The sequence below is a fragment of the Citrobacter sp. CtB7.12 genome (assembly GCF_001297795.1).
GTDB lineage: Bacteria > Pseudomonadota > Gammaproteobacteria > Enterobacterales > Enterobacteriaceae > Citrobacter_A > Citrobacter_A amalonaticus.
Window position 1 is genome coordinate 65,470 of sequence record NZ_LIFT01000011.1, and the last position, 25,431, is coordinate 90,900.

General features: G+C 53.4%; 30 protein-coding genes. 15 read left to right on the top strand and 15 right to left on the bottom strand.

Annotated elements, in window-relative coordinates; translation table 11 throughout:
* The first annotated feature begins 286 nt into the window (after positions 1 to 286).
* The 4 genes from AOY24_RS14790 (at position 287) to mtgA (ending at position 5,244) form a co-directional block, all read left to right on the top strand.
* Entirely contained in the window at positions 287 to 1,216 is a 930-nt protein-coding gene (locus AOY24_RS14790; protein WP_044263697.1) for a TIGR01212 family radical SAM protein, read from the top strand.
* A gap of 93 nt (positions 1,217 to 1,309) precedes the next feature.
* Complete coding sequence (gene arcB, locus AOY24_RS14795; protein ID WP_042998311.1) at positions 1,310 to 3,646, top strand: aerobic respiration two-component sensor histidine kinase ArcB; 2,337 nt, start codon at positions 1,310 to 1,312, stop codon at positions 3,644 to 3,646.
* Positions 3,647 to 3,874: 228 nt separating this feature from the next.
* Positions 3,875 to 4,528, top strand: a complete 654-nt coding sequence (gene elbB / locus AOY24_RS14800; protein WP_042998310.1) for an isoprenoid biosynthesis glyoxalase ElbB — start codon at positions 3,875 to 3,877, stop codon at positions 4,526 to 4,528.
* Positions 4,525 to 5,244: a monofunctional biosynthetic peptidoglycan transglycosylase gene (gene mtgA / locus AOY24_RS14805; RefSeq protein ID WP_054176893.1), complete on the top strand. Its 720-nt coding sequence runs from the start codon at positions 4,525 to 4,527 to the stop codon at positions 5,242 to 5,244. Before elbB ends, mtgA begins: the two co-directional genes overlap by 4 nt.
* Before the next feature lie 7 nt (positions 5,245 to 5,251).
* Here mtgA and yrbL read toward each other — a convergent pair whose 3' ends face one another.
* From yrbL to AOY24_RS14865, 12 genes are all read right to left on the bottom strand, one after another.
* Positions 5,252 to 5,884, bottom strand: coding sequence for a PhoP regulatory network protein YrbL (yrbL, locus tag AOY24_RS14810; protein ID WP_042998308.1), 633 nt, complete (start codon positions 5,882 to 5,884; stop codon positions 5,252 to 5,254).
* Positions 5,885 to 6,083: 199 nt separating this feature from the next.
* Entirely contained in the window at positions 6,084 to 6,356 is a 273-nt protein-coding gene (gene npr, locus AOY24_RS14815; protein ID WP_042998307.1) for a PTS phosphocarrier protein NPr, read from the bottom strand.
* On the bottom strand, positions 6,353 to 7,207 hold the full coding sequence (rapZ, locus tag AOY24_RS14820; RefSeq protein WP_012908509.1) for an RNase adapter RapZ: 855 nt from the start codon (positions 7,205 to 7,207) through the stop codon (positions 6,353 to 6,355). The genes npr and rapZ overlap by 4 nt, the downstream gene beginning before the upstream one ends.
* A 33-nt stretch (positions 7,208 to 7,240) precedes the next feature.
* Positions 7,241 to 7,732 (bottom strand): PTS IIA-like nitrogen regulatory protein PtsN, encoded by a 492-nt coding sequence (gene ptsN / locus AOY24_RS14825; RefSeq protein WP_042325036.1) that lies wholly within the window; start codon positions 7,730 to 7,732, stop codon positions 7,241 to 7,243.
* A gap of 115 nt (positions 7,733 to 7,847) precedes the next feature.
* On the bottom strand, positions 7,848 to 8,135 hold the full coding sequence (gene hpf / locus AOY24_RS14830) for a ribosome hibernation promoting factor (protein WP_003025078.1): 288 nt from the start codon (positions 8,133 to 8,135) through the stop codon (positions 7,848 to 7,850).
* A gap of 22 nt (positions 8,136 to 8,157) precedes the next feature.
* Positions 8,158 to 9,591 carry an RNA polymerase factor sigma-54 gene (gene rpoN, locus AOY24_RS14835; RefSeq protein ID WP_054176894.1) on the bottom strand — a complete coding sequence of 478 codons (1,434 nt, stop codon included), beginning with the start codon at positions 9,589 to 9,591 and terminating at the stop codon, positions 8,158 to 8,160.
* 47 nt (positions 9,592 to 9,638) lie between these two features.
* Positions 9,639 to 10,364 (bottom strand): LPS export ABC transporter ATP-binding protein, encoded by a 726-nt coding sequence (gene lptB, locus AOY24_RS14840; RefSeq protein ID WP_044263650.1) that lies wholly within the window; start codon positions 10,362 to 10,364, stop codon positions 9,639 to 9,641.
* A gap of 6 nt (positions 10,365 to 10,370) precedes the next feature.
* Positions 10,371 to 10,925, bottom strand: coding sequence for a lipopolysaccharide ABC transporter substrate-binding protein LptA (lptA, locus tag AOY24_RS14845; RefSeq protein WP_042325045.1), 555 nt, complete (start codon positions 10,923 to 10,925; stop codon positions 10,371 to 10,373).
* Positions 10,894 to 11,469 carry an LPS export ABC transporter periplasmic protein LptC gene (lptC, locus tag AOY24_RS14850; RefSeq protein ID WP_044255950.1) on the bottom strand — a complete coding sequence of 192 codons (576 nt, stop codon included), beginning with the start codon at positions 11,467 to 11,469 and terminating at the stop codon, positions 10,894 to 10,896. The genes lptA and lptC overlap by 32 nt, the downstream gene beginning before the upstream one ends.
* Entirely contained in the window at positions 11,466 to 12,032 is a 567-nt protein-coding gene (gene kdsC, locus AOY24_RS14855) for a 3-deoxy-manno-octulosonate-8-phosphatase KdsC (RefSeq protein WP_042998303.1), read from the bottom strand. The genes lptC and kdsC overlap by 4 nt, the downstream gene beginning before the upstream one ends.
* Positions 12,033 to 12,052: 20 nt before the next feature.
* Positions 12,053 to 13,039 (bottom strand): arabinose-5-phosphate isomerase KdsD, encoded by a 987-nt coding sequence (gene kdsD, locus AOY24_RS14860; protein ID WP_042998302.1) that lies wholly within the window; start codon positions 13,037 to 13,039, stop codon positions 12,053 to 12,055.
* A gap of 14 nt (positions 13,040 to 13,053) precedes the next feature.
* Entirely contained in the window at positions 13,054 to 14,031 is a 978-nt protein-coding gene (locus AOY24_RS14865) for a calcium/sodium antiporter (RefSeq protein WP_042998301.1), read from the bottom strand.
* A 208-nt stretch (positions 14,032 to 14,239) separates the two neighbouring features.
* Between AOY24_RS14865 and mlaF the strand changes: the two genes are divergently transcribed.
* The 7 genes from mlaF (at position 14,240) to murA (ending at position 19,044) form a co-directional block, all read left to right on the top strand.
* Complete coding sequence (mlaF, locus tag AOY24_RS14870) at positions 14,240 to 15,052, top strand: phospholipid ABC transporter ATP-binding protein MlaF (RefSeq protein WP_042998300.1); 813 nt, start codon at positions 14,240 to 14,242, stop codon at positions 15,050 to 15,052.
* A 7-nt stretch (positions 15,053 to 15,059) separates the two neighbouring features.
* Positions 15,060 to 15,842 (top strand): lipid asymmetry maintenance ABC transporter permease subunit MlaE, encoded by a 783-nt coding sequence (gene mlaE, locus AOY24_RS14875; RefSeq protein ID WP_044255944.1) that lies wholly within the window; start codon positions 15,060 to 15,062, stop codon positions 15,840 to 15,842.
* A 4-nt stretch (positions 15,843 to 15,846) separates the two neighbouring features.
* Positions 15,847 to 16,404, top strand: a complete 558-nt coding sequence (gene mlaD, locus AOY24_RS14880; RefSeq protein ID WP_043001758.1) for an outer membrane lipid asymmetry maintenance protein MlaD — start codon at positions 15,847 to 15,849, stop codon at positions 16,402 to 16,404.
* Positions 16,405 to 16,422: 18 nt separating this feature from the next.
* Positions 16,423 to 17,058 (top strand): phospholipid-binding protein MlaC, encoded by a 636-nt coding sequence (gene mlaC, locus AOY24_RS14885; RefSeq protein WP_042998298.1) that lies wholly within the window; start codon positions 16,423 to 16,425, stop codon positions 17,056 to 17,058.
* A complete protein-coding gene (mlaB, locus tag AOY24_RS14890; RefSeq protein WP_042998297.1) occupies positions 17,058 to 17,354 on the top strand; it encodes a lipid asymmetry maintenance protein MlaB in 297 nt (98 codons plus the stop codon). Before mlaC ends, mlaB begins: the two co-directional genes overlap by 1 nt.
* Before the next feature lie 123 nt (positions 17,355 to 17,477).
* On the top strand, positions 17,478 to 17,732 hold the full coding sequence (gene ibaG, locus AOY24_RS14895) for a BolA family iron metabolism protein IbaG (RefSeq protein ID WP_042325065.1): 255 nt from the start codon (positions 17,478 to 17,480) through the stop codon (positions 17,730 to 17,732).
* Positions 17,733 to 17,784: 52 nt separating this feature from the next.
* Positions 17,785 to 19,044, top strand: coding sequence for a UDP-N-acetylglucosamine 1-carboxyvinyltransferase (gene murA, locus AOY24_RS14900; RefSeq protein WP_044329009.1), 1,260 nt, complete (start codon positions 17,785 to 17,787; stop codon positions 19,042 to 19,044).
* A gap of 55 nt (positions 19,045 to 19,099) precedes the next feature.
* Here the strand turns inward: murA and sfsB are convergent, their stop codons facing one another.
* Both sfsB and ispB read right to left on the bottom strand, forming a co-directional pair.
* Complete coding sequence (gene sfsB / locus AOY24_RS14905; protein WP_042998295.1) at positions 19,100 to 19,387, bottom strand: DNA-binding transcriptional regulator SfsB; 288 nt, start codon at positions 19,385 to 19,387, stop codon at positions 19,100 to 19,102.
* A 227-nt stretch (positions 19,388 to 19,614) separates the two neighbouring features.
* Positions 19,615 to 20,586 carry an octaprenyl diphosphate synthase gene (gene ispB / locus AOY24_RS14910; RefSeq protein WP_046401906.1) on the bottom strand — a complete coding sequence of 324 codons (972 nt, stop codon included), beginning with the start codon at positions 20,584 to 20,586 and terminating at the stop codon, positions 19,615 to 19,617.
* A gap of 258 nt (positions 20,587 to 20,844) precedes the next feature.
* On the opposite strand from ispB, the gene rplU reads away from it, so the two are divergent.
* The 4 genes from rplU (at position 20,845) to cgtA (ending at position 23,715) form a co-directional block, all read left to right on the top strand.
* Complete coding sequence (gene rplU / locus AOY24_RS14915) at positions 20,845 to 21,156, top strand: 50S ribosomal protein L21 (protein WP_003025032.1); 312 nt, start codon at positions 20,845 to 20,847, stop codon at positions 21,154 to 21,156.
* A gap of 19 nt (positions 21,157 to 21,175) precedes the next feature.
* Positions 21,176 to 21,433, top strand: coding sequence for a 50S ribosomal protein L27 (rpmA, locus tag AOY24_RS14920; protein WP_003861831.1), 258 nt, complete (start codon positions 21,176 to 21,178; stop codon positions 21,431 to 21,433).
* A gap of 128 nt (positions 21,434 to 21,561) precedes the next feature.
* Positions 21,562 to 22,527: a DMT family transporter gene (locus AOY24_RS14925; protein ID WP_042998293.1), complete on the top strand. Its 966-nt coding sequence runs from the start codon at positions 21,562 to 21,564 to the stop codon at positions 22,525 to 22,527.
* Positions 22,528 to 22,542: 15 nt separating this feature from the next.
* Positions 22,543 to 23,715, top strand: a complete 1,173-nt coding sequence (gene cgtA, locus AOY24_RS14930; protein ID WP_042325080.1) for an Obg family GTPase CgtA — start codon at positions 22,543 to 22,545, stop codon at positions 23,713 to 23,715.
* A gap of 48 nt (positions 23,716 to 23,763) precedes the next feature.
* Here the strand turns inward: cgtA and dacB are convergent, their stop codons facing one another.
* Positions 23,764 to 25,197, bottom strand: a complete 1,434-nt coding sequence (dacB, locus tag AOY24_RS14935; protein ID WP_044263639.1) for a serine-type D-Ala-D-Ala carboxypeptidase — start codon at positions 25,195 to 25,197, stop codon at positions 23,764 to 23,766.
* Positions 25,198 to 25,431: the final 234 nt, after the last annotated feature.

Below are 25,431 nucleotides of genomic sequence, written 5' to 3' on the forward strand. Positions count from 1 at the left end.
TGTTAGCTCATGTCTCCGCTTTATTCGTCGTCAGATGTAGTGTTTTATGCTGGTTTGTTGCGATATGGCATTTCATGATACTGTTTTTGCGCAATCGACGTCAGAAGATAAAAAAAATGACCGGAGATAAGGAAAAGTAATTGGCTGGGTTGTGAATGAAATATCGTTTATTTTGACTGGATATGCAATTGATAAAAGCCTGCCGGGGCGATTGATCCAGGTCATCGCCGACAAGGGCTAAAAATGGCAGGCTTTGGCCTCTTTTCAAGGCGCGGTCTATCAGATTATGCAGTTACAGAAATTAGTCAATATGTTTGGTGGGGATCTTTCTCGGCGTTATGGGCAAAAGGTTCATAAACTGACGCTCCACGGCGGATTTAGCTGTCCAAATCGCGATGGCACCATCGGACGCGGCGGCTGCACTTTCTGTAATGTTGCCTCTTTTGCGGATGAAGCGCAGCAGCATCATTCGATCGCCGAACAACTCGCGCACCAGGCGCATCTGGTTAATCGTGCGAAACGCTATCTGGCCTATTTCCAGGCCTATACCAGTACCTTTGCTGAAGTGCAGGTGTTGCGCTCGATGTATCAGCAGGCGGTCAGTCAGGCCAGTATTGTCGGGCTGTGCGTGGGAACGCGTCCCGACTGCGTACCGGAGGCGGTTCTCGATCTGCTCTGTGAGTATAAAGACCAGGGCTATGAAGTGTGGCTGGAGCTGGGGCTGCAGACCGCACATGACAAAACGCTGTACCGTATTAATCGTGGTCACGATTTTGCCTGTTATCAGCGCACGACCCGCCTTGCCCGTGAGCGCGGCCTGAAAGTTTGTTCGCACCTTATTGTCGGCCTGCCGGGAGAACGGCAAGCGGAATGCCTGCAAACGCTTGAGCGAGTAGTGGAGACGGGAGTGGATGGCATCAAACTGCATCCGCTGCACATCGTGAAGGGCAGCATTATGGCCAGAGCGTGGGAAGCAGGGCGTCTGAACGGGATTGAACTGGATGACTACACGCGAACCGCAGGCGAGATGATCCGTCATACCCCGCCGGAGGTGATTTATCATCGTATTTCCGCCAGCGCGCGCCGTCCCACGCTGCTGGCACCGTTGTGGTGCGAAAACCGCTGGACCGGGATGGTCGAGCTGGATCGTTATCTGAATACGCATGGCGTGCAGGGTTCAGCGATCGGACGGGCATGGGTTCCGCCTGACGCCTGAACTATGACGGGCATTCGCATTTCTTGCACATTCTTCAACGTCTTGCCCAGAATTGAGTATTATTGTGCCAGGTTGTCGTAAAGGAAATCCCTGATGAAGCAAATTCGTATGCTGGCGCAGTACTATGTGGACCTGATGATGAAATTGGGTCTGGTGCGCTTTTCGCTGTTGTTGGCGTTAGCGCTCGTTGTGCTGGCAATTGTGGTGCAGATGGCGGTCACCATGGTACTACATGGTCGGGTCGAACAGATCGATGTCATCCGCTCCATTTTCTTTGGTTTGTTAATCACCCCCTGGGCGGTCTATTTTTTGTCGGTGGTGGTGGAGCAACTGGAGGAATCCCGTCAGCGGTTATCCCGACTGGTGCAAAAGCTGGAAGAGATGCGTGAGCGCGACCTCAAGCTCAACGTCCAACTGAAAGATAATATTTCGCAGCTGAATCAGGAGATTGCTGACCGCGAAAAGGCAGAGGCGGAACGCCAGTCCACGTTTGAGCAGCTCAAAGTTGAGATCAAAGAGCGCGAAGAGGCGCAGATCCAACTTGAACAGCAATCCTCTTTTTTACGTTCTTTTCTGGATGCCTCGCCGGATTTGGTTTTTTATCGCAACGAAGATAAAGAGTTTTCCGGCTGTAACCGGGCGATGGAGTTGCTCACCGGCAAAAGCGAAAAACAACTGGTTCATTTAAAGCCTGCTGATGTGTACTCGCCGGAAGCCGCCGAAAAAGTCATTGAGACCGACGAAAAAGTTTTCCGCCATAATGTGTCGCTGACCTATGAGCAATGGCTTGATTATCCCGACGGGCGCAAAGCCTGTTTTGAAATCCGCAAAGTGCCTTATTACGATCGCGTTGGTAAACGTCATGGCCTGATGGGTTTTGGTCGCGATATTACCGAGCGCAAGCGCTATCAGGATGCGCTTGAGCGCGCCAGCCGCGATAAAACCACCTTTATTTCCACCATTAGCCACGAGCTGCGCACACCGCTGAACGGAATTGTCGGTCTGAGTCGTATTCTGCTGGACACTGAGCTGACGGCCGAACAGGAAAAATACCTGAAAACGATCCATGTCTCCGCCGTGACGTTGGGGAACATCTTCAACGATATCATTGATATGGATAAGATGGAGCGGCGTAAGGTTCAACTGGATAACCAGCCAGTGGATTTCACCAGCTTCATGGCCGATCTGGAGAACCTCTCCGGCCTGCAGGCGCAGCAGAAAGGGCTGCGTTTTGTGCTCGACCCGACCTTGCCGCTGCCGCATAAAGTGGTGACTGACGGCACGCGTCTGCGGCAGATCCTGTGGAACCTGATCAGCAACGCGGTGAAATTTACCCAGCAGGGCCAGGTGACCGTGCGCGTACGTTACGATGCCGGCAGTACTCTGCACTTTGAAGTGGAAGATTCCGGCATCGGCATTCCGCAGGATGAGCAGGACAAAATCTTCGCCATGTATTATCAGGTGAAAGACAGTCACGGCGGAAAACCAGCGACCGGTACAGGCATCGGTCTGGCGGTCTCGCGTCGTCTGGCGAAAAACATGGGTGGAGATATCACCGTGGCAAGTCAGCCAGGTAAAGGCTCAATCTTTACTCTGACCGTCCATGCGCCAGCGGTGGCAGAAGAAGTTGAAGATGCGTTTGAGGATGACGATTTGCCGCTGCCGGCGTTAAATGTCCTGCTGGTAGAAGATATCGAACTGAACGTCATTGTGGCGCGCTCGGTGCTGGAAAAACTCGGCAATAGCGTGGATGTCGCGATGACCGGGAAAGCGGCGCTGGAGATGTTCACGCCGGGCGAATACGACCTGGTGTTGCTGGATATTCAGTTGCCGGATATGACGGGCCTCGATATTTCACGCGAACTGACCCAGCGTTATGCGCGTGAAGATCTGCCGCCGCTGGTGGCGCTGACGGCAAACGTCCTGAAAGATAAAAAAGAGTATCTGGATGCCGGTATGGATGACGTGCTGAGCAAGCCGCTGTCGGTACCGGCGTTAACCGCCATGATTAAGAAGTACTGGGATACCCAAGATGAGGAGGAGTGCACGGTGAAATCTGAAGAGAGCAGTAAATCGCAAGCGCTATTAGATATTCCGATGCTGGAACAGTACATAGAGCTGGTGGGGCCGAAACTAATTACCGATGGCCTGGCGGTGTTCGAGAAGATGATGCCAGGTTATTTAAGCGTTCTGGAATCCAATCTGACCGCGCGTGACAAAAAAGGCGTGGTTGAAGAAGGGCATAAAATTAAAGGGGCGGCGGGTTCTGTTGGCCTTCGTCATCTGCAACAGCTGGGGCAGCAGATCCAGTCACCCGATCTTCCGGCATGGGAAGATAACGTGGGGGAATGGATTGAAGAGATGAAACAGGAGTGGCAACACGACGTTGCGGTATTAAAGGCCTGGGTGGCGAACGCTGGAAAAAAATGACCCCGGCTTGACCGGGGTGCGCGAATACTGCGCCAACACCAGGGAAATCATGGCTGCGCCGTAAGTTATAATTGTGATTTAAAAGGCGCAGCGCGTAAATTCGGGCCGCACGCAGTTAAGATAGCAAATCTTAAATGCTTTGTTACATGAATCAGTTAAATGTGTGAAGCGTAGCATTTTAATCACAATTATTAATGTGCTGCAGATAGTGGTGAAAAGGACATTTGAATGAAAAAAATTGGCGTAGTTCTCAGTGGATGCGGTGTGTATGACGGTGCTGAAATTCATGAAACCGTACTGACGTTGCTGTCCATTGCCCGCAGCGGCGCGCAGGCCGTCTGCTTTGCGCCCGACAAAGCGCAGGCCGATGTGATTAATCATCTGACGGGCGAACCGATGGCGGAAACCCGTAATGTACTGATTGAAGCGGCCCGTATTACACGCGGCAACATTCGTCCGCTTTCTCAGGCAGTCTCAGCCGATCTGGATGCGCTGATTGTTCCTGGTGGTTTTGGCGCGGCCAAAAATTTGAGCAACTTTGCCAGTCAGGGCAGTGAATGCCGGGTTGATCCGGATTTAGCCGGGCTCGCTCTGGCGATGCATCAGTCGGGCAAGCCGCTGGGTTTTATGTGCATCGCCCCGGCGATGCTGCCGAAAATCTTCGACTTTCCGCTACGTCTGACAATCGGGACCGATATTGATACAGCGGAAGTGCTGGAAGAGATGGGGGCGGAGCATGTGCCGTGCCCGGTCGATGATATCGTCGTTGATGAAGATAATAAAATCGTCACCACACCGGCCTACATGTTGGCGCAGGACATCGCTCAGGCGGCAATGGGGATCGAAAAACTGGTATCACGCGTGCTGGTCCTGGCGGAATGAAAAAAGGAGTTTTCGCCTTTCTGAGGCGAGTGATATTGCGCGTCGTGATTATCCTCGCCGTTTTCTGGGGCGGTGGCATTGCGCTGTTTAGCGTGGTGCCTGTGCCTTTTTCAGCGGTAATGGTTGAGCGGCAGATCGGTGCCTGGCTACAGGGTGACTTTGGCTATATTGCTCATTCCGACTGGGTGAGCATGGATGAAATCTCTCCGTGGATGGGACTCGCGGTGATTGCCGCAGAAGACCAGACCTTCCCGGACCACTGGGGTTTTGACGTTGCTGCCATCGAAAAAGCGCTGTCACATAACGAACGTAATGAAAACCGCATTCGCGGCGCGTCAACATTGTCACAGCAAACGGTTAAAAATCTCTTTCTCTGGGATGGGCGTAGCTGGTTGCGGAAAGGGCTGGAAGCCGGACTTACCGTCGGTGTAGAGACGGTCTGGAGCAAGAAGCGGATCCTGACGGTTTACCTGAATATCGCGGAATTTGGTGATGGCGTATTTGGCGTCGAAGCCGCCGCACAGCGCTATTTTGGCAAACCGGCCAGCCGATTGACTCAGTCAGAAGCGGCGCTGCTTGCCGCTGTATTACCCAATCCTCTGCGCTTTAAGGTCGCAGCACCTTCAGGCTATGTGCGTAGCCGTCAGGCGTGGATACTGCGTCAAATGCGTCAGTTGGGTGGGGAGTCGTTTATGACCCGCCACCACCTGCATTAAATCTGCATTACGCCTCGCGCGAAGAGAGTGACAATCCGCTGCGTTCTTTCGGGTGGACGTCTTTTTCCAGCGCGACGGCCAGTACCGGTTGGGCGATAAAACGCTGCCACAGTCTTTCCTGCTTACGATGGCAGAACCATTTTGACCAGGTCGCCAGCGGGATCAACGTCCCTTCGCCAATATTATCGCAAACCACCGGCACCACTTCCGATTCGCTGATACGGTGACAAAGAATGTTCTGTGGTTTCAGCGTCATGGTGACGATATGGTTGTCACGCAGGTAGCGTTTTAGCGTCTTCAGCAGCTGACGCAGCACGGCAAAGTCGTCTTCGTAACGACATTGTTTGGCAAATTCGGTGAGAGTGATGGACGGCTTGCCGTCGTAATCGGCAATCACATCGTAAACGTAACCCGTTCCGCAGTCGGTCTCGACCGTGCCGTAATAGCGAGGGATACCGCTCCAGTCTTTCAGGTAGCGAGAGAGGTGAGCATAGTACTTCAGTTCACGCTGTGTCTCTTTGTCGCCGCCGTGTCCACTGTTGTAAACGATCTTAATACAACGTTGGGCATCATCCGGATGCGCATAACACTTACGATGTCGTCCGGTGCCCAGGGGAGTCTCTGCTGATAAACGAATCATGAGTGATATCCTGGAAATATTTACTGACAATAATCCAGTATGAACACTCAGGTTAAATGAAACCTAAACGACTTGTCTTAAGGTTTTCTTAAGGTAATTCTTAAGTTAAAAAGCGCACGAATTGTACAGTTTAGGGGGCAAAAACGAAAAAAAACGCCTGGTGGCGTTTTCTGTGAAGGTATCCGCGGAACGAGAAAACTCAGTCTTCGTCGAATCCCGAATTGAAAAGAGCGATGACGGCCGCCAGCGCTTCAACCTCTTGCGGACCGGAGGCTTCAACTTCAATCTGTCGGCCTTTGGCGGAGTCCAGCATCAGTAATGCGATGACGCTGTTGGCTTCCGCTTCGGTGCCTTCATCATTTCGTAGCAGGACTTCCGCGTCAAATCCCTGCATTAATTCAAAGAGCTTCATTGCTGGCCGGGCATGCATGCCCAGCTTGTTCGTGATTTCAACAGTTTGCTTCACGGTCATGTTTTGCGTTTTTCCAGCGTACGATGGCGTGACTGTACGTTTTTACCGCGTGAGCGGAAGTAGTCTGCCAGCTGTTCTGCAATATACACCGAACGGTGTTTCCCGCCGGTACAACCGATAGCAACGGTCAGATAGCTACGGTTGTTGGTCTCCAGCATGGGTAACCATAGCTCAAGATAGCTGCGAGTCTGGTAGATAAAATTGTGTACTTCTGTGTGTCTGTCGAGGAAGGCGGCGACGGGCTTGTCGAGACCGGTCATTGGACGCAGTTTCGGATCCCAGTGCGGGTTTGGCAGAAAGCGGACGTCGAAAACGTAATCGGCATCGATGGGGATCCCGTGCTTAAAGCCGAAGGACTCAAACACCATCGTCAGTTCACGCTCACGTTTACCCAACAGGCGGGTCCGCAGCATTTCAGCCAGTTCATGCACCGACATTTCTGAGGTGTCGACGATCAGGTCGGCGCGAGAACGCAGCGGTTCCAGCAGGTCACTTTCCTGATCAATGGCGCTTTCCAGCGACAGGTTCTTGCTGGAGAGAGGGTGCAAACGACGCGTATCGCTGTAGCGACGAATCAACGTGTTGCGATCGGCATCGAGGAACAGCAACTGCGGCGAGAACGCCTCGGGCAGGTTGTTCATCGCCTGCTCAAAAATTTCCGGCGACTCTGGCATATTGCGTACGTCAATGCTGACGGCAGCCGAAATCTGGCGTTCGGCAAGCGTGCGAGCCAGATCGGGTAACAATACGACGGGAAGGTTATCCACGCAGTAAAAGCCCATATCTTCCAGCGCGCGCAGGGCGACAGATTTACCTGACCCTGAACGACCGCTGACGATCATCAGTACCATGTACTGTTTCTCCTCACCAGGGAAAAAGGGGAGTTACGCTTCATCCTGACCGCCTTCGGTGTCAGTGATGATTTGATACAACTCTTCATCGCTCTGTGCGGCGCGCAGTCGACGGCAGATGGTTTTATCCGCCAGACGCTTAGCCACCAGCGATAGTGTATGCAGGTGCGTTTTGGTTTGATCCGCAGGAACCAGCAGAGCAAAAAGCAGATCAACAGGTTGATTATCAATCGCATCGAAGGCGATGGGCGTTTCCAGTTGCACAAACACGCCGACGGCGCGCAGGGTATCTTCTTCCAGCTTACCGTGCGGGATGGCGATCCCATTGCCGATGCCGGTACTGCCCATTTTTTCGCGCGTCAGGATCGCTTCAAAAACGACCTGCGGCGGTAGACTGAGCTGTTTTGCAGCCAGTTCACTGATGATTTCCAGCGCGCGTTTTTTGCTCTGGCAGTGAACGGCACTGCGCGTACATTCCTGGTTAAGTACACTACTCAGTTGTAGAGTCGTATCGTTATTTATCATAATTTCACCTAAGAATCCGTCCCACAACAGCGGAACGGATTCGGAGCGCTAACTGTACAAATGGCCTGTTGTTCTGCACAACAGGCCGTCCTGCACCCGCTAACTGCCCGGACAATTAGTGTTGTTTCAATTTATCTTTATGTTTGGTGAGCTGTCTTGCCAGCTTGTCAATCAGGCCATCAATGGCCGCATACATATCCTGACCTTCCGCGCTGGCGTGAATTTCGCCACCGTTTACATGCAGTGTTGCATCCGAGATGTGGGTAACCTTTTCCACTTTCAACACAATATAGACCTGATTGATCCTGTCAAAATACTGTTCGAGTTTGGCGAACTTGGTATTCACAAAGTCTCGCAGGGCTTCTGTGATCTCGACGTTGTTTCCAGTGATGTTGAGCTGCATAGTGTCTTCCTTATCGGTTGGGTCAAACCAGTTGTTTGCGCTGGTTTGACGGCGGAATGGATAAAGACTCTCGGTACTTCGCAACGGTGCGGCGCGCCACCATGATGCCTTGTTCCGACAGCATCGATGTTAGCTTGCTGTCGCTCAAAGGCTTCGCGGGGTTTTCCGCCGCAATCAACTTCTTCACCAGTGCGCGGATCGCCGTGGAGGACGCTTCGCCACCCCCCTCGGTATTCACATGGCTGGAGAAAAAATACTTCAGTTCAAAAATGCCGCGTGGACTGTGCAGATACTTCTGCGTCGTCACACGAGAAATGGTCGATTCGTGCATCTCGACGGCCTGGGCGATGTCAGCCAGCACCATCGGTTTCATAAATTCTTCGCCTTGCTCAAAGAAGGCTTGCTGCTGCTCAACGATGCAACGGCTGACGCGCAGCAGGGTATCATTGCGGCTTTCCAGACTCTTAATCAACCACTTCGCATCCTGCAAATTACTGCGGATGTACTGGCTGTCGGCGTCATTACGCCCACCGTTGCACATGGCGGCGTAGTGCTGATTGATCTGCAAGCGGGGAATGCTGTCAACGTTGAGCTCAACCGTCCAGTGACCGTTATGCTTGCGTACCAGCACATCCGGGATCACGTATTCCGGTTCGCCGGTCTGGATCGACTGCCCGGGCCGGGGATCGAGTGACTGAATCAGATTGACCGCCTCTTTGAGCACCTCTTCTTTGAGACGAGTGACGCGCATCAGAGTGCGGAAGTCGTGGTTCGCCAGCAGATCGAGATGATCGCTGATGATCAACCGGGCTTCTTCAAGGAAGGGGGTCGATTTGTCGAATTGCGAGAGCTGGATCAGTAAGCAATCGCGCAGATCTTTTGCCGCCACGCCTACGGGATCAAACCGCTGAATACGTTTGAGTACGGCTTCGACTTCATCAAGGCCGACCTCTTCATTGCCCATGCTTTCGAGGATGTCGTCCAGCGAAACGGTGAGATAACCGGTATCGTCAACGGCATCTACAATCGACGTGGCGATTGCGCGGTCGGTATCGGAGAACGGGGTGAGTTCCACCTGCCACATCAGGTAATCCTGTAGGGTCTGCGTGGTTTCACCCTGGTAAACGGGGAGCTCATCGTCAATGTAGTCGCCGCTGGTGCCCGACGGCGTTCCGGCGGTGTAGATTTCATCCCAGCTGGCGTCAAGCGGCAACTCTTCCGGCATCTCTTTTTGTTCGAGCGCGTCGGCGGTATCCAGCGTTTCGCTGTCCTGAGTTTCGCGGGTATCAACTTCGTCGTGAAGATCGGTTTGTTCCAGCAACGGATTGCTTTCCAGCGCTTGCTGGAGTTCCTGCTGCAGTTCCAGCGTGGACAACTGCAACAGACGAATCGCCTGTTGTAGCTGCGGCGTCATCGCCAGTTGTTGGCTCAGCCTGAGTTGCAAACCTTGCTTCATGTTCAGAGTCGTTTTCTCCCGCTATGACGTCGCAAACTTCTACCCTATCAGAGTCTGAAGTCTTCCCCAAGGTATACGCGCTTCACGTGTTCGTCCTGCAGGATTTCTGTCGGCGTGCCGTGCGCGATCAGGTGTCCCTGGCTCACGATATAGGCGCGTTCACACACGGCCAGCGTTTCGCGGACGTTATGGTCGGTAATCAACACGCCGAGACCGCTGTCACGCAGATGCTCAATAATGCGTTTGATATCGATAACGGAGATGGGGTCAACGCCGGCAAAGGGTTCATCCAGCAGGATAAATTTCGGGTTGGCGGCGAGGGCGCGGGCGATTTCCACACGGCGACGTTCCCCGCCGGAGAGTGACTGACCCATGTTGTCGCGCAGATGCTCAATGTGGAACTCTTCCATCAGCTCGTTAGCGCGGTCTTCACGCTGTTCGCTGGTGAGATCGTCACGAATTTGTAGTACGGCCATCAGGTTATCGTACACGCTCAGGCGGCGAAAAATCGACGCTTCCTGCGGCAGATAGCCAATTCCGCGGCGCGCGCGGGCGTGCAACGGCAGCAGACTGATGTCTTCATCATCAATAATGATGTTACCGGCATCGCGCGGCACAATGCCGACGACCATGTAGAAGGTGGTGGTTTTACCCGCACCGTTCGGCCCAAGCAGACCGACAATCTCGCCCGAGTTGACGGTCAGGCTGACATCTTCCACGACGCGGCGGCCCTTGTAGGCCTTCGCCAGATTCTTTGCAGTTAATGTTGCCATAACGAATTAGTTACTCTTTTTCTGAGCCGGAGCCTGGTTTTTGTTTTTGTCCTGCAACTGCGACGGAACCAGAACGGTGGTCACACGCTTGCCTTTCTCACTGAAGGCCTGCATTTTCTGCTCTTTCACCAGATAGGTAATTTTGTCCCCGGTGATGTTGCTGTCGAGCTGTTCCAGATACGCATTGCCGGTGAGCACGACAAAATCTTTCGCCAGTTCATAATGCATTTTCGACGCATGGCCTTTTACCGGCTTACCGTTGTCCTGCATTTGATAGAACGTGGCCGGGTTGCCGAAGCCATCAATGACCTCTTTACCCTCTTCACCGCCAGGGCGGGTAACGACCACTTTATCGGCGTTAATTTTGATAGTGCCCTGGGTCACAATGACATTACCGGTGAAGGTCACGACGTTGCCCTGCATATCCAGAGACTGCTGGTCCGATTCGATGTGGATCGGCTGTTCGGTATCGCCCGTGACGGCGAACGCCGGAATGCTGGCGGCCAGAAGTGAGCTGGCAAGCACAAGATTAAGGCTGAGTTTGTTTGTTTTGAATTTCATAGGAGGTTCTAACCTTTTCAATCAGCTCGGCGTTCTTGTTGCGTAAGTTGCCGCGCATTTTCAGTCCGCTGGAGTTAAATGTTGTTCCGTATAACGTGACGAGGTCTTCAGAGGTAACATCCTGCGTCACCAGATTGATCTGCGCGTTATCGGTGGTAATTCTGCGAAGTTGAGCGTCAGGCACCAGCGCGTTGACTTCAACGTGACCATAAAGATACAGCATTCGATCCTCGGTTAGCTTGGCTTTATCAGCCTTGATTGACCACGTCGGGATCTTGTCCTTATCAAACGTCGTTAATACGGGTTGTGTGAACCACGAAACGGCCTGATCGGAATAATACTCAACATGTTGGGCGATCAAACGATAGCTCAGCGCACCTTCCGGACTGTAGACAACGGTATCCGTATGCTCGCTCTTATAGGTCGGATCGCTCGTATTCACCACCACCTGCGCCGTGTCGTCTTTATCGGCCAGGTTAATCCCAATCAGCACCAGCACGGCCAATGACAGTAGAATGATAACCCAACGTCTGGCTTTACTCATATCGATTGCCCTTTGGCCTCATCAAGCTTACCCTGCGCCAGTAATAATAAATCACAGACTTCTCGTACCGCGCCGCGTCCGCCCGCGATTTTCGTGACATAATCCGCGCGCGGAAGCAGTAACGGATGCGCATCCGCAACGGCAATGCTCAGGCCAATTTTTTCCATCACCGGCCAGTCAATCAGATCGTCACCGACGTAGGCCACATTTTCCGGCGCAATCGCCAGTTTTGCCAACAGATCGTGAAAGGCGACCAGCTTGTCCGACTGCCCCTGATACAGGTGCGTGATCCCCAGTGTGGCACACCGATCTTCTACTAGTTTAGCCTTTCGTCCGGTAATGATGGCGACGTCGATATCAGACGTCAGCGCACAACGGATCCCGTAACCGTCACGGACGTTGAAAGCCTTCAGCTCTTCACCGTTGTTGCCCATATAAATCAGGCCATCCGACAGCACGCCATCGACATCAAGAATCAGCAGACGGATATTCTCTGCTTTGGCGATGACGTCTGCGCTGACGGGTCCATAACAGGTCGCAAGCGACGCACCTGCTTTGCTCATTTCTTTTTATCCTTGAATTTCTACACAACGCCTGCACGCAGGAGATCATGCATATGTAACACACCGAGTAACTGGTCGCCATCGGCAACCATTACGGAGGTGATATGACGAGACTGCATTAAGTTCAGGGCATCGACCGCCAGTATTCCTGGACGCACGCGAATGCCCCCTGGCGTCATCACGTCGGCGATACCGAGCTGGCGCACATCAACGCCCATATCAAAGACGCGACGTAAATCACCGTCGGTGAAGATACCGTCGATCTTCATCGCATCATCGCAAATCACGGTCATCCCGAGGTTCTTGCGGGTTATCTCCAGCAGCGCATCGCGCAGGCTGGCTTCTTTGGTGACATGCGGGATTTCATCACCCGTATGCATAATATCGTTCACGCGCAACAGCAGTTTACGCCCTAGCGCACCGCCCGGATGCGACAGAGCAAAATCCTCAGCGGTAAAGCCGCGCGCCTTTAATAACGCCACCGCCAGCGCATCGCCCATCACTAATGTAGCGGTGGTGCTGCTTGTCGGGGCCAGTCCAAGCGGACAGGCTTCTTGCGGTACTTTAACACACAGATGGACATCCGCAGCACGCGCCATGCTGCTTTCTGGTCGCCCGGTGATGCAGATAAGCTGAACCTGCAGTCGCTTAAGAACTGGAATCAGGGCCGCGATCTCGCTGGATTCCCCGGAGTTGGAGATGGCAATCACTACATCCTGCGAGGTCACCATTCCCAGATCGCCGTGGGCGGCTTCGCCCGGATGAACGAAGAAGGAAGAGGTGCCGGTGCTGGCAAAGGTCGCGGCCATTTTGCGGCCAATATGCCCCGATTTCCCCATGCCCATCACCACCACTTTGCCGGTGCAGTTGAACATTTTCTCACAGGCGAGAGTGAAATCCTGGTTGATGTACTGATCGAGCTCCGCCAGGCCTTCACGTTCAATCGCCAGAACTTCTTTGCCGGCTTGCTGAAAGTCAAAACCCGGTTGTAACGCTAAGTGCGACATATGTCTGTTTCCAGTTATCCAACGAGAAGTGGCGATAGCCAATACAGCATCGCCAGCCATACGATAAAACCGCCGGTCAGCAGCACGCCCGCGCCGCGACCGGACTGGCGGGGACGCCGCCAGCAAAGTAATGCAAAGATGATGCTCACCAGCAGCATCACGCTGTAGTCACGGCTGAACGCCAGCGGATTGACGTCACCCGGCGTAATCAGAGCGGGAAGGCCGAGAACAATGGTGAGGTTAAAAATGTTCGCGCCGATGATATTGCCCACCGCGATATCGTTCTCACCTTTGCGCACGCCAGCGATAGCGGTTGCCAGTTCAGGCAGGCTGGTGCCAATTGCGATCACCGTCAGGCCAATCGTCAGTTCGCTCATCGCGAAGAAATTGGCAATCACAGTGGCGTTATCCACCACCATTCGGGTCGCCATCGGCATGATAATCAGCGCAATGCCCAGCCATAAAAACGCCACCGGTAATCCGCCTTCACGCGGCAACTCGGCAACCTGTTCGCGGGTGAGGCTGTCATTGCCCTGACGCTCAGCGAGACGGGCGATTTTAACAATGAACAGCAGCCATAACACGGCTAACAGTAAAAGAAAGATACCATCGCTGCGGCTGAGTTGTCCGTCATACAGTACGGATCCGGCCACTACGCTAACCAGCAACATTAGCGGTAATTCGCGACGCAGAACATCGGAATGCACGGTAAAAGGGTGGATCAGCGCGGCAAGCCCGAGGATCAACAAAATGTTAGTAATGTTAGAGCCGAGCGCGGTGCCGACGGCTAAATCTAACTGCCCGTGCAGAGAGGCGGCGACAGAAACAATAATTTCAGGCAGAGATGTGCCTATACTGACTACCGTCATACCGATAATCAGCGGCGGAATCCCAAAGGTTCGACATAAGATTGACGCGGCAAAAACCAGGCGGTCGGCGCCGTAGACGACCAATAATAAACCAATAATTAACAGCGCCGTTGCTAAAAGCATCTAAAGTCCTTTCTTCAGGTATACTCGCCGGTCCACCGGGATCGTCTGGAAACCGTAACGAAGTCTTAATTTTGACTTTATGCAGCTAAAAAGTAAAACAAATGCCAGCTTTAGCTAACCAGCACGGGTAATATTCTGTAAATATGTTGGGTTCATGGCTGAATTCCACGCCATGCTGAGATCAACAAGCAACACGAAGGATGAATCAATGGGGCAGTCTGTGGCGAATTTAGTCGATATGCGCGATGTCAGCTTTACGCGCGGCGACCGCTGCATTTTCGATAACATCTCTCTGACCGTACCGCGTGGCAAGGTAACCGCGATCATGGGGCCATCGGGCATCGGTAAAACGACGCTCTTGCGTCTGATCGGCGGACAAATTGTGCCAGACAAGGGGGAGATCTTGTTTGATGGCGAGAACATTCCTGAGATGTCTCGCTCGCGCCTCTACACGGTACGCAAACGGATGAGTATGCTGTTTCAGTCCGGGGCGCTGTTCACCGACATGAACGTGTTTGATAACGTGGCCTATCCGCTACGCGAACATACCACGCTTCCCCCGCCGTTACTGAAGAGCACGGTGATGATGAAACTGGAAGCTGTCGGTCTGCGCGGCGCGGCAAAACTGATGCCCTCTGAACTGTCCGGTGGGATGGCGCGCCGGGCGGCGTTAGCACGCGCCATTGCGCTGGAGCCGGATCTCATCATGTTTGACGAACCGTTTGTCGGACAGGATCCGATCACCATGGGCGTGCTGGTCAAACTGATTTCTGAATTAAACAATGCGCTGGGCGTGACCTGCGTCGTGGTCTCTCACGATGTGCCGGAAGTCCTGAGCATTGCCGATCACGCCTATATTATGGCGGACAAAAAGATTGTGGCCCACGGCAGCGCGCAGGCGTTGCAAGAGAATGACGACCCGCGTGTGCGTCAGTTCCTGGATGGCATTGCAGACGGGCCGGTCCCGTTCCGCTATCCTGCGGGCGATTATCACTCTGATTTACTCGGAACAGGGAGTTAAGCCACTCATGCTGTTAAATGCACTGGCGACGCTGGGACACAAGGGGATTAAAACTCTCAGAACGTTCGGGCGCGCCGGGTTAATGTTGTTCAATGCGCTGGTCGGCAAACCGGAATTTCGTAAGCACGCGCCGTTGCTGGTGCGCCAGCTTTATAATGTGGGCGTCCTGTCGATGCTGATCATTATTGTTTCTGGCGTGTTTATCGGCATGGTGCTGGGGCTGCAGGGCTATCTGGTACTTACCACCTATAGCGCGGAAACCAGTCTGGGGATGTTAGTGGCACTGTCGCTGCTGCGTGAACTCGGTCCGGTTGTCGCCGCGTTGTTATTTGCGGGGCGTGCGGGCTCTGCACTCACCGCTGAAATTGGCCTGATGCGCGCGACCGAGCAGCTTTCCAGTATGGAAATGATGGCTGTCGATCCCCTGCGCCGGGTGATCTCTCCGCGATTCTGGGCGGGCGTGATTTCGCTGCCGATGTTGACGATTTTGTTTGTGGCCGTCGGGATCTGGGGCGGTTCTCTGGTCGGCGTAAGCTGGAAGGGGATTGATGCTGGCTTCTTCTGGTCCGCGATGCAGAATGCCGTCGACTGGCGTCTGGATCTGGTCAACTGTTTGATTAAAAGCGTGGTGTTCGCCATTACGGTAACCTGGATTGCATTATTCAATGGGTATGATGCGATTCCGACCTCGGCGGGAATCAGCCGGGCAACCACACGCACCGTTGTGCACTCGTCGCTGGCCGTTCTGGGTCTGGACTTTGTACTGACCGCATTGATGTTTGGGAATTGAGTTCATGCAAACGAAAAAAAATGAAATTTGGGTGGGGATCTTCTTATTAGCCGCATTGCTGGCCGCACTGTTTATCTGCCTGAAGGCGGCTAATGTGACCTCTATGCGCACAGAACCGACCTACACGATTTACGCGACATTCGATAATATCGGCGGCCTGAAAGTGCGCTCGCCGGTGCGTATCGGTGGTGTGGTGGTGGGGCGCGTGGCGGATATCTCTCTGGATCCGAAGACCTATTTACCGCGCGTGACGCTGGACATCGAAGAGCGCTATAACCACATCCCTGATACCAGTTCGCTGAGCATCCGGACGTCCGGTCTGCTGGGGGAACAGTATCTGGCGCTGAACGTCGGTTTTGAAGATCCTGAGCTGGGAACGTCTATCCTCAAAGATGGCGGCACAATCCAGGACACCAAATCCGCGATGGTGCTGGAAGATATGATTGGTCAGTTCCTTTACAACAGCAACAGTAAAGGCGATGACAATAAGAATTCTGGCGATGCGTCGGCGCCGACCGAAGGCCATAATGAAGCCACTGGGCCTGCGGGCACAACGAATTAATCTCAGGAGAATCGAATTATGCTTAAGCGTTTAATGATGGTGGCTTTGCTGGTGATTGCACCGCTGAGCACCGCCATTGCAGCCGATCAGACCAACCCTTACAAGTTGATGAATGAAGCGGCGCAGAAAACCTTCGACCGCCTGAAAAACGAACAGCCGAAAATCCGTTCTAATCCGGACTATCTGCGTGACGTGGTTGACCAGGAACTGCTGCCGTATGTGCAGGTGAAATATGCTGGCGCGCTGGTGTTGGGGCGTTACTACAAAGAAGCCACTCCGGCTCAGCGTGAAGCCTACTTCGCCGCGTTTCGTGAATACCTGAAACAGGCCTACGGCCAGGCGCTGGCGATGTATCACGGTCAGACGTATCAGATTGCTCCGGAACAACCGTTGGGTGATGCGAGCATCGTTCCGATCCGTGTAACCATCCTCGATCCCAACGGCCGTCCTCCGGTGCGTCTGGACTTCCAGTGGCGTAAAAACACTCAGACGGGTCACTGGCAGGCCTATGACATGATCGCCGAAGGCGTCAGCATGATCACTACCAAACAGAACGAGTGGAGCGATCTGCTGCGTACTAAAGGGATCGATGGACTGACGGCGCAACTGAAATCTATCGCGCAGCAAAAAATCACGCTGGAAGAGAAGAAGTAATGACTCAGTCACTCAACTGGACGCGTGACGGTGACAAGCTGGCGCTGGTGGGAGAACTGGACCAGGATGTGCTTAATCCTTTGTGGGATGCGCGCATTGAAGCAATGACCGGTGTCACCTGCATCGACCTCAGTCAGGTTTCCCGAGTGGATACGGGGGGACTGGCGCTGCTGGTCCATCTCATCAGTCTGGCGAAACAGCAGGGCAACAACGTGTCGTTGTCGGGGGTGAATGACAAAGTCTTTACCCTGGCGGAACTCTATAATCTGCCTGCTGACGTGCTTCCGCGTCAGTAATATCAGTACGTTATTATCTACAGCCTCGCTGGATTGACCCGCGAGGCTTTTTGCTTATTTATGACAGCGCAACTTTGCTCTAAGATGTTGGGCTGTATTCACAATCTGACGAATGAAGAGCCCATGGAAAATAATGAAATTCAGAGCGTGCTGATGAACGCACTCTCCCTCCAGGAAGTCCACGTCTCTGGCGATGGCAGTCACTTTCAGGTTATTGCCGTGGGTGAGATGTTTGACGGCATGAGCCGGGTGAAGAAGCAGCAGTCGGTCTATGCGCCGCTGATGGAGTACATTGCGGACAATCGCATTCATGCCCTGTCGATCAAAGCGTATACCCCCGCAGAATGGGCGCGCGATCGCAAACTAAACGGTTTTTGAGTTACGGGTGTCACACCGGTAACGACGATGAATTTTAACTGAGAACAACATCATGGATAAATTTCGTGTACAAGGGCCAACCCGGCTCGAGGGCGAAGTCACAATTTCTGGCGCGAAAAACGCCGCTCTGCCGATCCTTTTCGCGGCGTTGCTGGCGGAAGAGCCGGTAGAGATCCAGAACGTCCCGAAACTGAAGGACGTTGATACCTCGATGAAACTGCTGAGTCAGCTTGGCGCCAAAGTGGAACGCAATGGCTCCGTGCACATCGATGCCCGCGACGTTAATGTTTTCTGCGCACCGTATGACCTGGTAAAAACCATGCGCGCATCAATTTGGGCGCTGGGACCGTTGGTGGCCCGTTTTGGTCAGGGCCAGGTTTCTTTGCCTGGCGGTTGCACGATCGGCGCACGTCCGGTTGACTTGCATATCACCGGTCTGGAGCAACTGGGTGCCACGATCACGCTGGAAGAAGGCTATGTGAAAGCCTCCGTGGATGGTCGTCTGAAAGGCGCGCATATCGTCATGGATAAAGTCAGCGTTGGCGCAACGGTCACCATCATGTGTGCTGCCACGCTGGCGGAAGGCACCACCATCATTGAAAACGCCGCACGTGAACCAGAAATTGTCGACACGGCCAACTTCCTGATTGCGCTGGGAGCGAAAATTTCCGGCCAGGGTACCGATCGTATCACCATCGAAGGCGTAGAACGTCTGGGCGGTGGTGTCTATCGCGTATTGCCGGACCGTATCGAAACCGGGACTTTCCTGGTCGCAGCGGCAATTTCTCGCGGCAAAATCCTCTGTCGTAACGCGCAGCCGGATACGCTGGACGCGGTACTGGCGAAACTGCGCGATGCCGGCGCGGATATCGAAGTGGGTGAAGACTGGATTAGCCTCGACATGCACGGTAAACGTCCGAAAGCTGTCAACGTGCGCACCGCACCGCACCCGGCATTCCCGACGGACATGCAGGCCCAGTTCACGCTGCTGAACCTGGTAGCGGAAGGGACCGGATTCATTACGGAAACCGTGTTTGAAAACCGCTTTATGCACGTGCCTGAGCTGAGCCGTATGGGCGCTCATGCCGAAATCGAAAGCAATACCGTGATTTGTCACGGTGTGGATAAGCTCTCCGGTGCGCAGGTGATGGCGACGGATCTGCGTGCGTCGGCTAGTCTGGTGCTGGCGGGATGTATTGCAGAAGGGACGACGGTCGTGGATCGTATTTATCATATCGATCGCGGATACGAGCGTATCGAAGATAAACTGCGCGCCCTGGGTGCCAATATCGAGCGCGTGAAAGCCGAATAAGCGTCAATGAAATCAGTAGCCCCATTGCCAATGGCTGGGGCTACTGCTTTGTGCCTTACTCTACATCCTGCTTGTCACGACGTGACGCCCGCATCATGCGCGTTCTGTCGATAAACGCATGAGTTTTTGCGTCATGGTATCGTGAAGGCCAGATCACCCAGGGATCCGTTCCGAGCGCTTTCGCAATGATCAGCTCGCCTTTCGGCCATGGTCGGGTTAAGGCGTTTGCCAGCGTGGAGGAACTTAATCCGTTTCTGCGTGACTCGGCAGCCATTGATGTCCCTCTTTTACGTAATCCAGCAATGATATCTGCCGGATGCCAGTCAATGAGTTTGCTCTCCATTTATCCCCTCGTTTATGGTCATTCATCGTTGATTTGCACCATCAATTTGCAGAAGACACTATACTCCCAGAGAATTGTTGTTCTAATATGTTCAAGTAAAGAGTTTGAATATTCAGAATTTATTAAGAGTTATTGCTTTGCTTGCAGCGGAATAGAGAGGTTTGGTGGGTTTTATTAGATCTTTTATGAATCATCCCGCGCAGAGTGGCGGGATGATTCCATCGTTATTAGCGATCGCGCTGGACGGCGATATGCGCCAGGCCGATCAACGCTTCGCGCCATTGGGAATCCGGCAGCACCTGCAGCGCGGCGATGGCTTTGTCAGCCTCTTCTTCCGCACGCTGACGTGTCCATTCCAGTGAGCCGCAGGCGTTCATCGCTTCCAGCACGGGCTCCAGGAGGTGTCGGCCATTGCCTTGCTCGATCGCATGGCGAATCATTTGTGCCTGCTCTGGCGTGCCGTTACGCATCGCATGTAGCAGCGGTAACGTCGGTTTGCCTTCGTTCAGGTCATCACCGACATTTTTACCGAGCTGTTCGCCGTCGGCGTTATAGTCCAGCAGATCGTCAATCAACTGGAATGCAGTGCCCAGATAGCGACCATAGTCCTGCAGTCCTTTTTCCTCGGCTTCACTACAGCCCGCGAGGAGACCGGAACACTGCGCTGCCGCTTCAAACAGACGCGCTGTTTTACTGTAGATCACCCGCATATAGCTGTCTTCCGTAATATCCGGGTCGTTAACGTTCATTAACTGCAGGACTTCACCTTCAGCAATGACGTTTACGGCTTCAGACATCACCCCCAGCACTTTCAGGGAGCCGAGGCTGGTCATCATCTGGAAAGCTCGGGTATAGATAAAATCGCCAACCAGCACGCTGGCGGCATTACCAAACGCAGCGTTCGCCGTGGCTTTACCCCGGCGCATATCGGATTCATCCACTACATCGTCATGAAGCAGGGTGGCGGTGTGGATAAATTCGATCAATGCCGCAATCGTGACATGGGCATTTCCCTGATAGCCAACGGCGCGCGCCGCGAGGACGGCAATCATCGGGCGAATGCGTTTACCGCCACCGCTCACAATGTAATAGCCTAACTGATTGATCAGTTGGACGTCGGAATTAAGCTGTTCAAGGATTGTCGCATTGACACCCGCCATATCTTGCGCGGTTAACTCGTTGATTTTTTCTAAATTCATCGCAAAAGCCGGGCTTTTCGCCCCGTTTACCTCATCATGCGGCAAGGTAACTTAGGGTTTAGGGTTAGAAATATATGCTGATTGTACTGAAAAAACGCCGCAGATAAACGTTACCGTACACGTTGTGTTTTTTTTCTTCATGTATTGACTGTAGCACTTGTCAAAGGCTCACGTTTTGCGTAATATTCGCGCCCTATTGTGAATATTTATAGCGCACTCTGAATCATTGAAAAGGTGTGCGCGGAAGCGGAGTTTTTTATGTACGCGGTTTTCCAAAGTGGTGGTAAACAACACCGAGTAAGCGAAGGTCAGACCGTTCGCCTGGAAAAGCTGGACATCGCAACTGGCGAATCTGTTGAATTCGCTGAAGTTCTGATGATCGCAAACGGTGAAGAAGTCAAAATCGGCGTTCCTTTCGTTGATGGCGGCGTTATCAAAGCTGAAGTTGTTGCTCACGGTCGTGGCGAGAAAGTTAAAATCGTTAAGTTTCGTCGTCGTAAACACTATCGTAAGCAGCAGGGCCATCGTCAGTGGTTCACTGATGTGAAAATTACTGGCATCAGCGCCTAAGACCTGAGGAGAGATTTAAATGGCACATAAAAAGGCTGGCGGCTCAACTCGTAACGGTCGCGATTCAGAAGCTAAACGCCTGGGCGTTAAGCGTTTCGGTGGCGAATCCGTTCTGGCGGGTAGCATCATCGTTCGTCAACGTGGTACCAAGTTCCACGCTGGCACTAACGTAGGTTGCGGTCGTGACCACACTCTGTTTGCTAAAGCAGACGGTAAAGTGAAATTTGAAGTTAAAGGCCCGAACAACCGTAAATACATCAGCATCGTTGCTGAGTAAGTTTTTCGTGGTCCGGTAACGGATAAAAGCCCCGCACCCTGTTGCGGGGCTTTTTACATTCGACGACCGGTAAATATGCTCGTGAAACCGCTTTGCACCGGATAACGAGCCCTTGCAGGGAAACGGGCATGAAGCAGCAGGCTGGCATTGGTATTCTTTTGGCGCTCACAACGGCGGTATGTTGGGGGGCTTTGCCAATTGCTATGAAGCAGGTGCTGGAGGTGATGGAGCCTCCTACCATCGTTTTTTACCGTTTTTTAATCGCCAGTATTGGCCTCGGGGCGATTCTGGCCGCGAAGCGTAAGCTTCCGCCGCTGCGAATTTTTCGCAAAGCGCGCTGGCTGGTTCTGCTGGCAATTGCTACCGGTGGGCTCTTTGGCAACTTCATCCTGTTCAGCTCTTCCCTGCAGTATTTAAGCCCAACGGCTTCGCAGGTGATCGGCCAACTGTCGCCAGTGGGCATGATGGTCGCGAGCGTATTTATCCTTAAAGAGAAAATGCGCGGTACGCAGATTGTCGGCGCGATAATGCTGTTGTGCGGACTGGTGATGTTCTTCAACACCAGTCTGATCGAAATTTTTACCAGGCTGACCGATTACACCTGGGGCGTCATTTTTGGCGTCGGTGCGGCTACGGTCTGGGTAAGTTATGGTGTTGCGCAAAAGGTGTTATTGCGGCGTCTGGCATCACCGCAGATTCTGTTTTTACTGTACACTTTATGTACGATAGCGCTATTGCCGCTGGCGAAGCCCGGTGTGATAGCCCAGCTCAGTGACTGGCAGCTTGCCTGTTTAATTTTCTGTGGGCTGAATACACTGGTAGGATATGGCGCCCTGGCGGAAGCGATGGCGCGTTGGCAGGCAGCGCAGGTGAGCGCATTAATCACGCTCACCCCGCTGTTTACGCTGTTATTTTCAGATCTTTTATCTATGGCCTGGCCCGATTTCTTCGCCAGACCGATGTTAAACCTTCTCGGTTATCTCGGTGCGTTTGTCGTGGTTGCGGGCGCGATGTACTCCGCCATTGGTCATCGTATTTGGGGCGGATTACGTAAGCATGAATCGGTGGTATCGCAGCCCCGCTCAGGCGAATGATTTACGGAGAGTAAAATGAAGTTTGTTGATGAAGCAACGATTCTGGTCGTTGCAGGCGATGGCGGCAATGGTTGCGTAAGCTTCCGCCGTGAGAAATACATCCCGAAAGGCGGCCCGGACGGTGGCGATGGCGGTGATGGTGGCGACGTCTGGATGGAAGCCGACGAAAACCTGAACACCCTGATCGATTACCGTTTTGAGAAATCTTTCCGCGCAGAACGAGGCCAGAATGGCGCCAGCCGTGACTGTACCGGTAAACGCGGGAAAGATGTCACGATTAAAGTGCCGGTAGGTACGCGTGTGATCGATCAGGGCACGGGCGAAACCATGGGCGACATGACTAAGCACGGTCAGCGTCTGATGGTCGCAAAAGGCGGCTGGCACGGTCTGGGTAACACCCGTTTCAAATCTTCCGTCAACCGTACGCCACGTCAGAAAACGATGGGGACGCCGGGTGACAAGCGTGATCTGCTGCTGGAGCTGATGCTGCTGGCGGATGTGGGCATGCTGGGGATGCCAAATGCCGGTAAATCGACCTTTATCCGTGCGGTCTCTGCGGCGAAGCCTAAAGTGGCGGATTATCCGTTTACCACGCTGGTGCCGAGCCTCGGTGTTGTCCGTATGGATAACGAGAAGAGCTTCGTGGTGGCGGACATTCCGGGGCTGATTGAAGGCGCTGCGGAAGGTGCCGGTCTGGGTATCCGCTTCCTGAAACACCTTGAGCGTTGCCGCGTACTGCTGCATCTCATTGACATCGATCCTATCGACGGTTCCGATCCGGTTGAGAATGCGCGCATCATCATCGGCGAGCTGGAAAAATACAGTCAGGATCTGGCAGCAAAACCGCGCTGGTTAGTGTTCAACAAGATCGATTTGCTGGACAAAGCCGAAGCGGAAGAGAAAGCCAAAGCTATCGCGCAGGCGCTGGGCTGGGAAGATAAATACTATCTGATCTCTGCCGCCAGCCAACTGGGCGTGAAAGATCTCTGCTGGGATGTGATGACCTTTATCATTGAGAACCCGATTACTCAGGCGGAAGAAGCGAAGCAGCCAGAGAAAGTCGAGTTCATGTGGGATGATTATCATCGCCAGCAAATCGCTGAAGTGGAAGAAGAAGCGGAAGACGACTGGGATGACGACTGGGACGAAGACGACGAAGAAGGCGTCGAGTTCATCTATAAGCGTTAATCTCAGGAAAACCCCGGACATGTTGCCGGGGTTTTTGTTTTTGCGGACTCAGTTATTCTGATAGATATCTTTGTACAATCGGCTTTCAAAGCGAACCAGAGGAATGCGGCGGTTACGTTGATCGGCAGGTTCTACCGCATAACCCGACAGATATTGTACAAACGCCATCCGTTGCCCGCTGGCGGTGGTAATAAAGCCCGCCAGGTTGTACACCCCTTGCAATGATCCCGTTTTCGCTGAGACCTTACCATCGACGCCCGCCTGATGCAGACCCGCACGGTACTGCAGAGAGCCGTCATAGCCCGCCAGCGGCAGCATTGAGATGAAATTCAGCTCGTTGTCATGCTGCGCGATGTATTGCAGAACCTGCATCATGGTGGCAGGGGCGATCAGGTTATGGCGCGACAGGCCGGAGCCATCGGCAATAATCGTGTTGCCAATATCGACTCCGGCTTGTTGACGCAGGATCTGCCGCACAGCATCGGAGCCCGCACGCCACGTTCCCGGTACATTAAACCGTGCGTGACCAATCATTCGGAAGACGGTGTCGGCAATCATGTTGTCCGACTTTTTCAGCATAATCTTAAGCAGATCGTGCAGCGGCGCAGACTGCTTACTGGCCACAATGGTGCCTGGCTCATTGACCTGTGTCTGGCGTAATAAGGTTCCGCTGTAGGTGATACCGGCCTGTTTGAGTTCATCTTTCAGGATCGCCCCGGCATAGCTGGCGCCGTCCTGAATGGCAAATGCCAGCGGCAGAGGGTCGGCACGCTGCGGCAGACACCCGGTCAATGTGAAGCGGTTTAAATCGCCCGGAACCACGTCCAGTTCACAATATTGCGCCTCCGCAGAGCCGCGTGGGAGTGTGCGAACCTGGCTGAACATGGTGACCGGGTAGTAAGATGCTACGCGAATATAGGCCAAATCGTTCGCTTTTTGCGCGCTGTAGAGCGAAATCGAGAAGCAGTTTCGATCGACAATGGCGGCCGCAGGCGGCGCGCTGAAGCACTGGGTCATGTCGTTCCAGGGCCATCCCGGTGCTTTATCGTGACTGGCAAAAACAGAGGTATCAATCAGGACGTTTCCGGTGATTTGCGTGACGCCTGCTTTTTTCAGGTTCGCCACCATATTCCGAATATCCTGCCTTTTTAGCGTCGGATCGGCACCAAATCGCGCCACTAAATCACCTTTGAGAACGCCCGCATCAACGCTGCCTTTGGTCTCCAGCGTGGTCGTAAAGCGGAAGTCAGGGCCAAGCTGAATTAAGGCCGCCAGCGCGGTAATCACTTTCTGCGTACTGGCAGGAAGTGCCATTTGCTGACTATGATAATCAATTGCGGGAGTCGGGGCGCCGACCTTCTGGACCATGAGGGCAAGGTTGGCTCCGGCAGGGAGCTGGTTGATGTACTCGTCAACGTTCGCGGCCTGGACGCTGAACGCTACACTGGTGGTCAATCCGATGATAAATCTGGAAAATCGCATAATCTCGCGCTAACAACCTGGAAACAAGCCGACATACTACGGCGCAATGCCCTGGAAAGTAAACGATGACCCATAGGGAACTCCAGGGTAAAATGAGTATCAAATTAAGAATTGTAGCTGACCTGGACCTTGCGTCCGGGTCGGTATTTTTTTGCTTCTGGTCCGGGTATGACGCCATACCGGGGCAGGCTTAACAGCCGGGGCACAGCAATCGCCCCCTACAGGAATGTTCAA

Bases quoted from the DNA above. Each gene is read 5' to 3' on its own strand.
- AOY24_RS14790 (WP_044263697.1), top strand. From the start codon at position 287: ATGCAGTTACAGAAATTAGTCAATATGTTTGGTGGGGATCTTTCTCGG.
- arcB (WP_042998311.1), top strand. From the start codon at position 1,310: ATGAAGCAAATTCGTATGCTGGCGCAGTACTATGTGGACCTGATGATG.
- elbB (WP_042998310.1), top strand. From the start codon at position 3,875: ATGAAAAAAATTGGCGTAGTTCTCAGTGGATGCGGTGTGTATGACGGT.
- mtgA (WP_054176893.1), top strand. From the start codon at position 4,525: ATGAAAAAAGGAGTTTTCGCCTTTCTGAGGCGAGTGATATTGCGCGTC.
- yrbL (WP_042998308.1), bottom strand. From the start codon at position 5,884: ATGATTCGTTTATCAGCAGAGACTCCCCTGGGCACCGGACGACATCGT.
- npr (WP_042998307.1), bottom strand. From the start codon at position 6,356: ATGACCGTGAAGCAAACTGTTGAAATCACGAACAAGCTGGGCATGCAT.
- rapZ (WP_012908509.1), bottom strand. From the start codon at position 7,207: ATGGTACTGATGATCGTCAGCGGTCGTTCAGGGTCAGGTAAATCTGTC.
- ptsN (WP_042325036.1), bottom strand. From the start codon at position 7,732: ATGATAAATAACGATACGACTCTACAACTGAGTAGTGTACTTAACCAG.
- hpf (WP_003025078.1), bottom strand. From the start codon at position 8,135: ATGCAGCTCAACATCACTGGAAACAACGTCGAGATCACAGAAGCCCTG.
- rpoN (WP_054176894.1), bottom strand. From the start codon at position 9,591: ATGAAGCAAGGTTTGCAACTCAGGCTGAGCCAACAACTGGCGATGACG.
- lptB (WP_044263650.1), bottom strand. From the start codon at position 10,364: ATGGCAACATTAACTGCAAAGAATCTGGCGAAGGCCTACAAGGGCCGC.
- lptA (WP_042325045.1), bottom strand. From the start codon at position 10,925: ATGAAATTCAAAACAAACAAACTCAGCCTTAATCTTGTGCTTGCCAGC.
- lptC (WP_044255950.1), bottom strand. From the start codon at position 11,469: ATGAGTAAAGCCAGACGTTGGGTTATCATTCTACTGTCATTGGCCGTG.
- kdsC (WP_042998303.1), bottom strand. From the start codon at position 12,032: ATGAGCAAAGCAGGTGCGTCGCTTGCGACCTGTTATGGACCCGTCAGC.
- kdsD (WP_042998302.1), bottom strand. From the start codon at position 13,039: ATGTCGCACTTAGCGTTACAACCGGGTTTTGACTTTCAGCAAGCCGGC.
- AOY24_RS14865 (WP_042998301.1), bottom strand. From the start codon at position 14,031: ATGCTTTTAGCAACGGCGCTGTTAATTATTGGTTTATTATTGGTCGTC.
- mlaF (WP_042998300.1), top strand. From the start codon at position 14,240: ATGGGGCAGTCTGTGGCGAATTTAGTCGATATGCGCGATGTCAGCTTT.
- mlaE (WP_044255944.1), top strand. From the start codon at position 15,060: ATGCTGTTAAATGCACTGGCGACGCTGGGACACAAGGGGATTAAAACT.
- mlaD (WP_043001758.1), top strand. From the start codon at position 15,847: ATGCAAACGAAAAAAAATGAAATTTGGGTGGGGATCTTCTTATTAGCC.
- mlaC (WP_042998298.1), top strand. From the start codon at position 16,423: ATGCTTAAGCGTTTAATGATGGTGGCTTTGCTGGTGATTGCACCGCTG.
- mlaB (WP_042998297.1), top strand. From the start codon at position 17,058: ATGACTCAGTCACTCAACTGGACGCGTGACGGTGACAAGCTGGCGCTG.
- ibaG (WP_042325065.1), top strand. From the start codon at position 17,478: ATGGAAAATAATGAAATTCAGAGCGTGCTGATGAACGCACTCTCCCTC.
- murA (WP_044329009.1), top strand. From the start codon at position 17,785: ATGGATAAATTTCGTGTACAAGGGCCAACCCGGCTCGAGGGCGAAGTC.
- sfsB (WP_042998295.1), bottom strand. From the start codon at position 19,387: ATGGAGAGCAAACTCATTGACTGGCATCCGGCAGATATCATTGCTGGA.
- ispB (WP_046401906.1), bottom strand. From the start codon at position 20,586: ATGAATTTAGAAAAAATCAACGAGTTAACCGCGCAAGATATGGCGGGT.
- rplU (WP_003025032.1), top strand. From the start codon at position 20,845: ATGTACGCGGTTTTCCAAAGTGGTGGTAAACAACACCGAGTAAGCGAA.
- rpmA (WP_003861831.1), top strand. From the start codon at position 21,176: ATGGCACATAAAAAGGCTGGCGGCTCAACTCGTAACGGTCGCGATTCA.
- AOY24_RS14925 (WP_042998293.1), top strand. From the start codon at position 21,562: ATGAAGCAGCAGGCTGGCATTGGTATTCTTTTGGCGCTCACAACGGCG.
- cgtA (WP_042325080.1), top strand. From the start codon at position 22,543: ATGAAGTTTGTTGATGAAGCAACGATTCTGGTCGTTGCAGGCGATGGC.
- dacB (WP_044263639.1), bottom strand. From the start codon at position 25,197: ATGCGATTTTCCAGATTTATCATCGGATTGACCACCAGTGTAGCGTTC.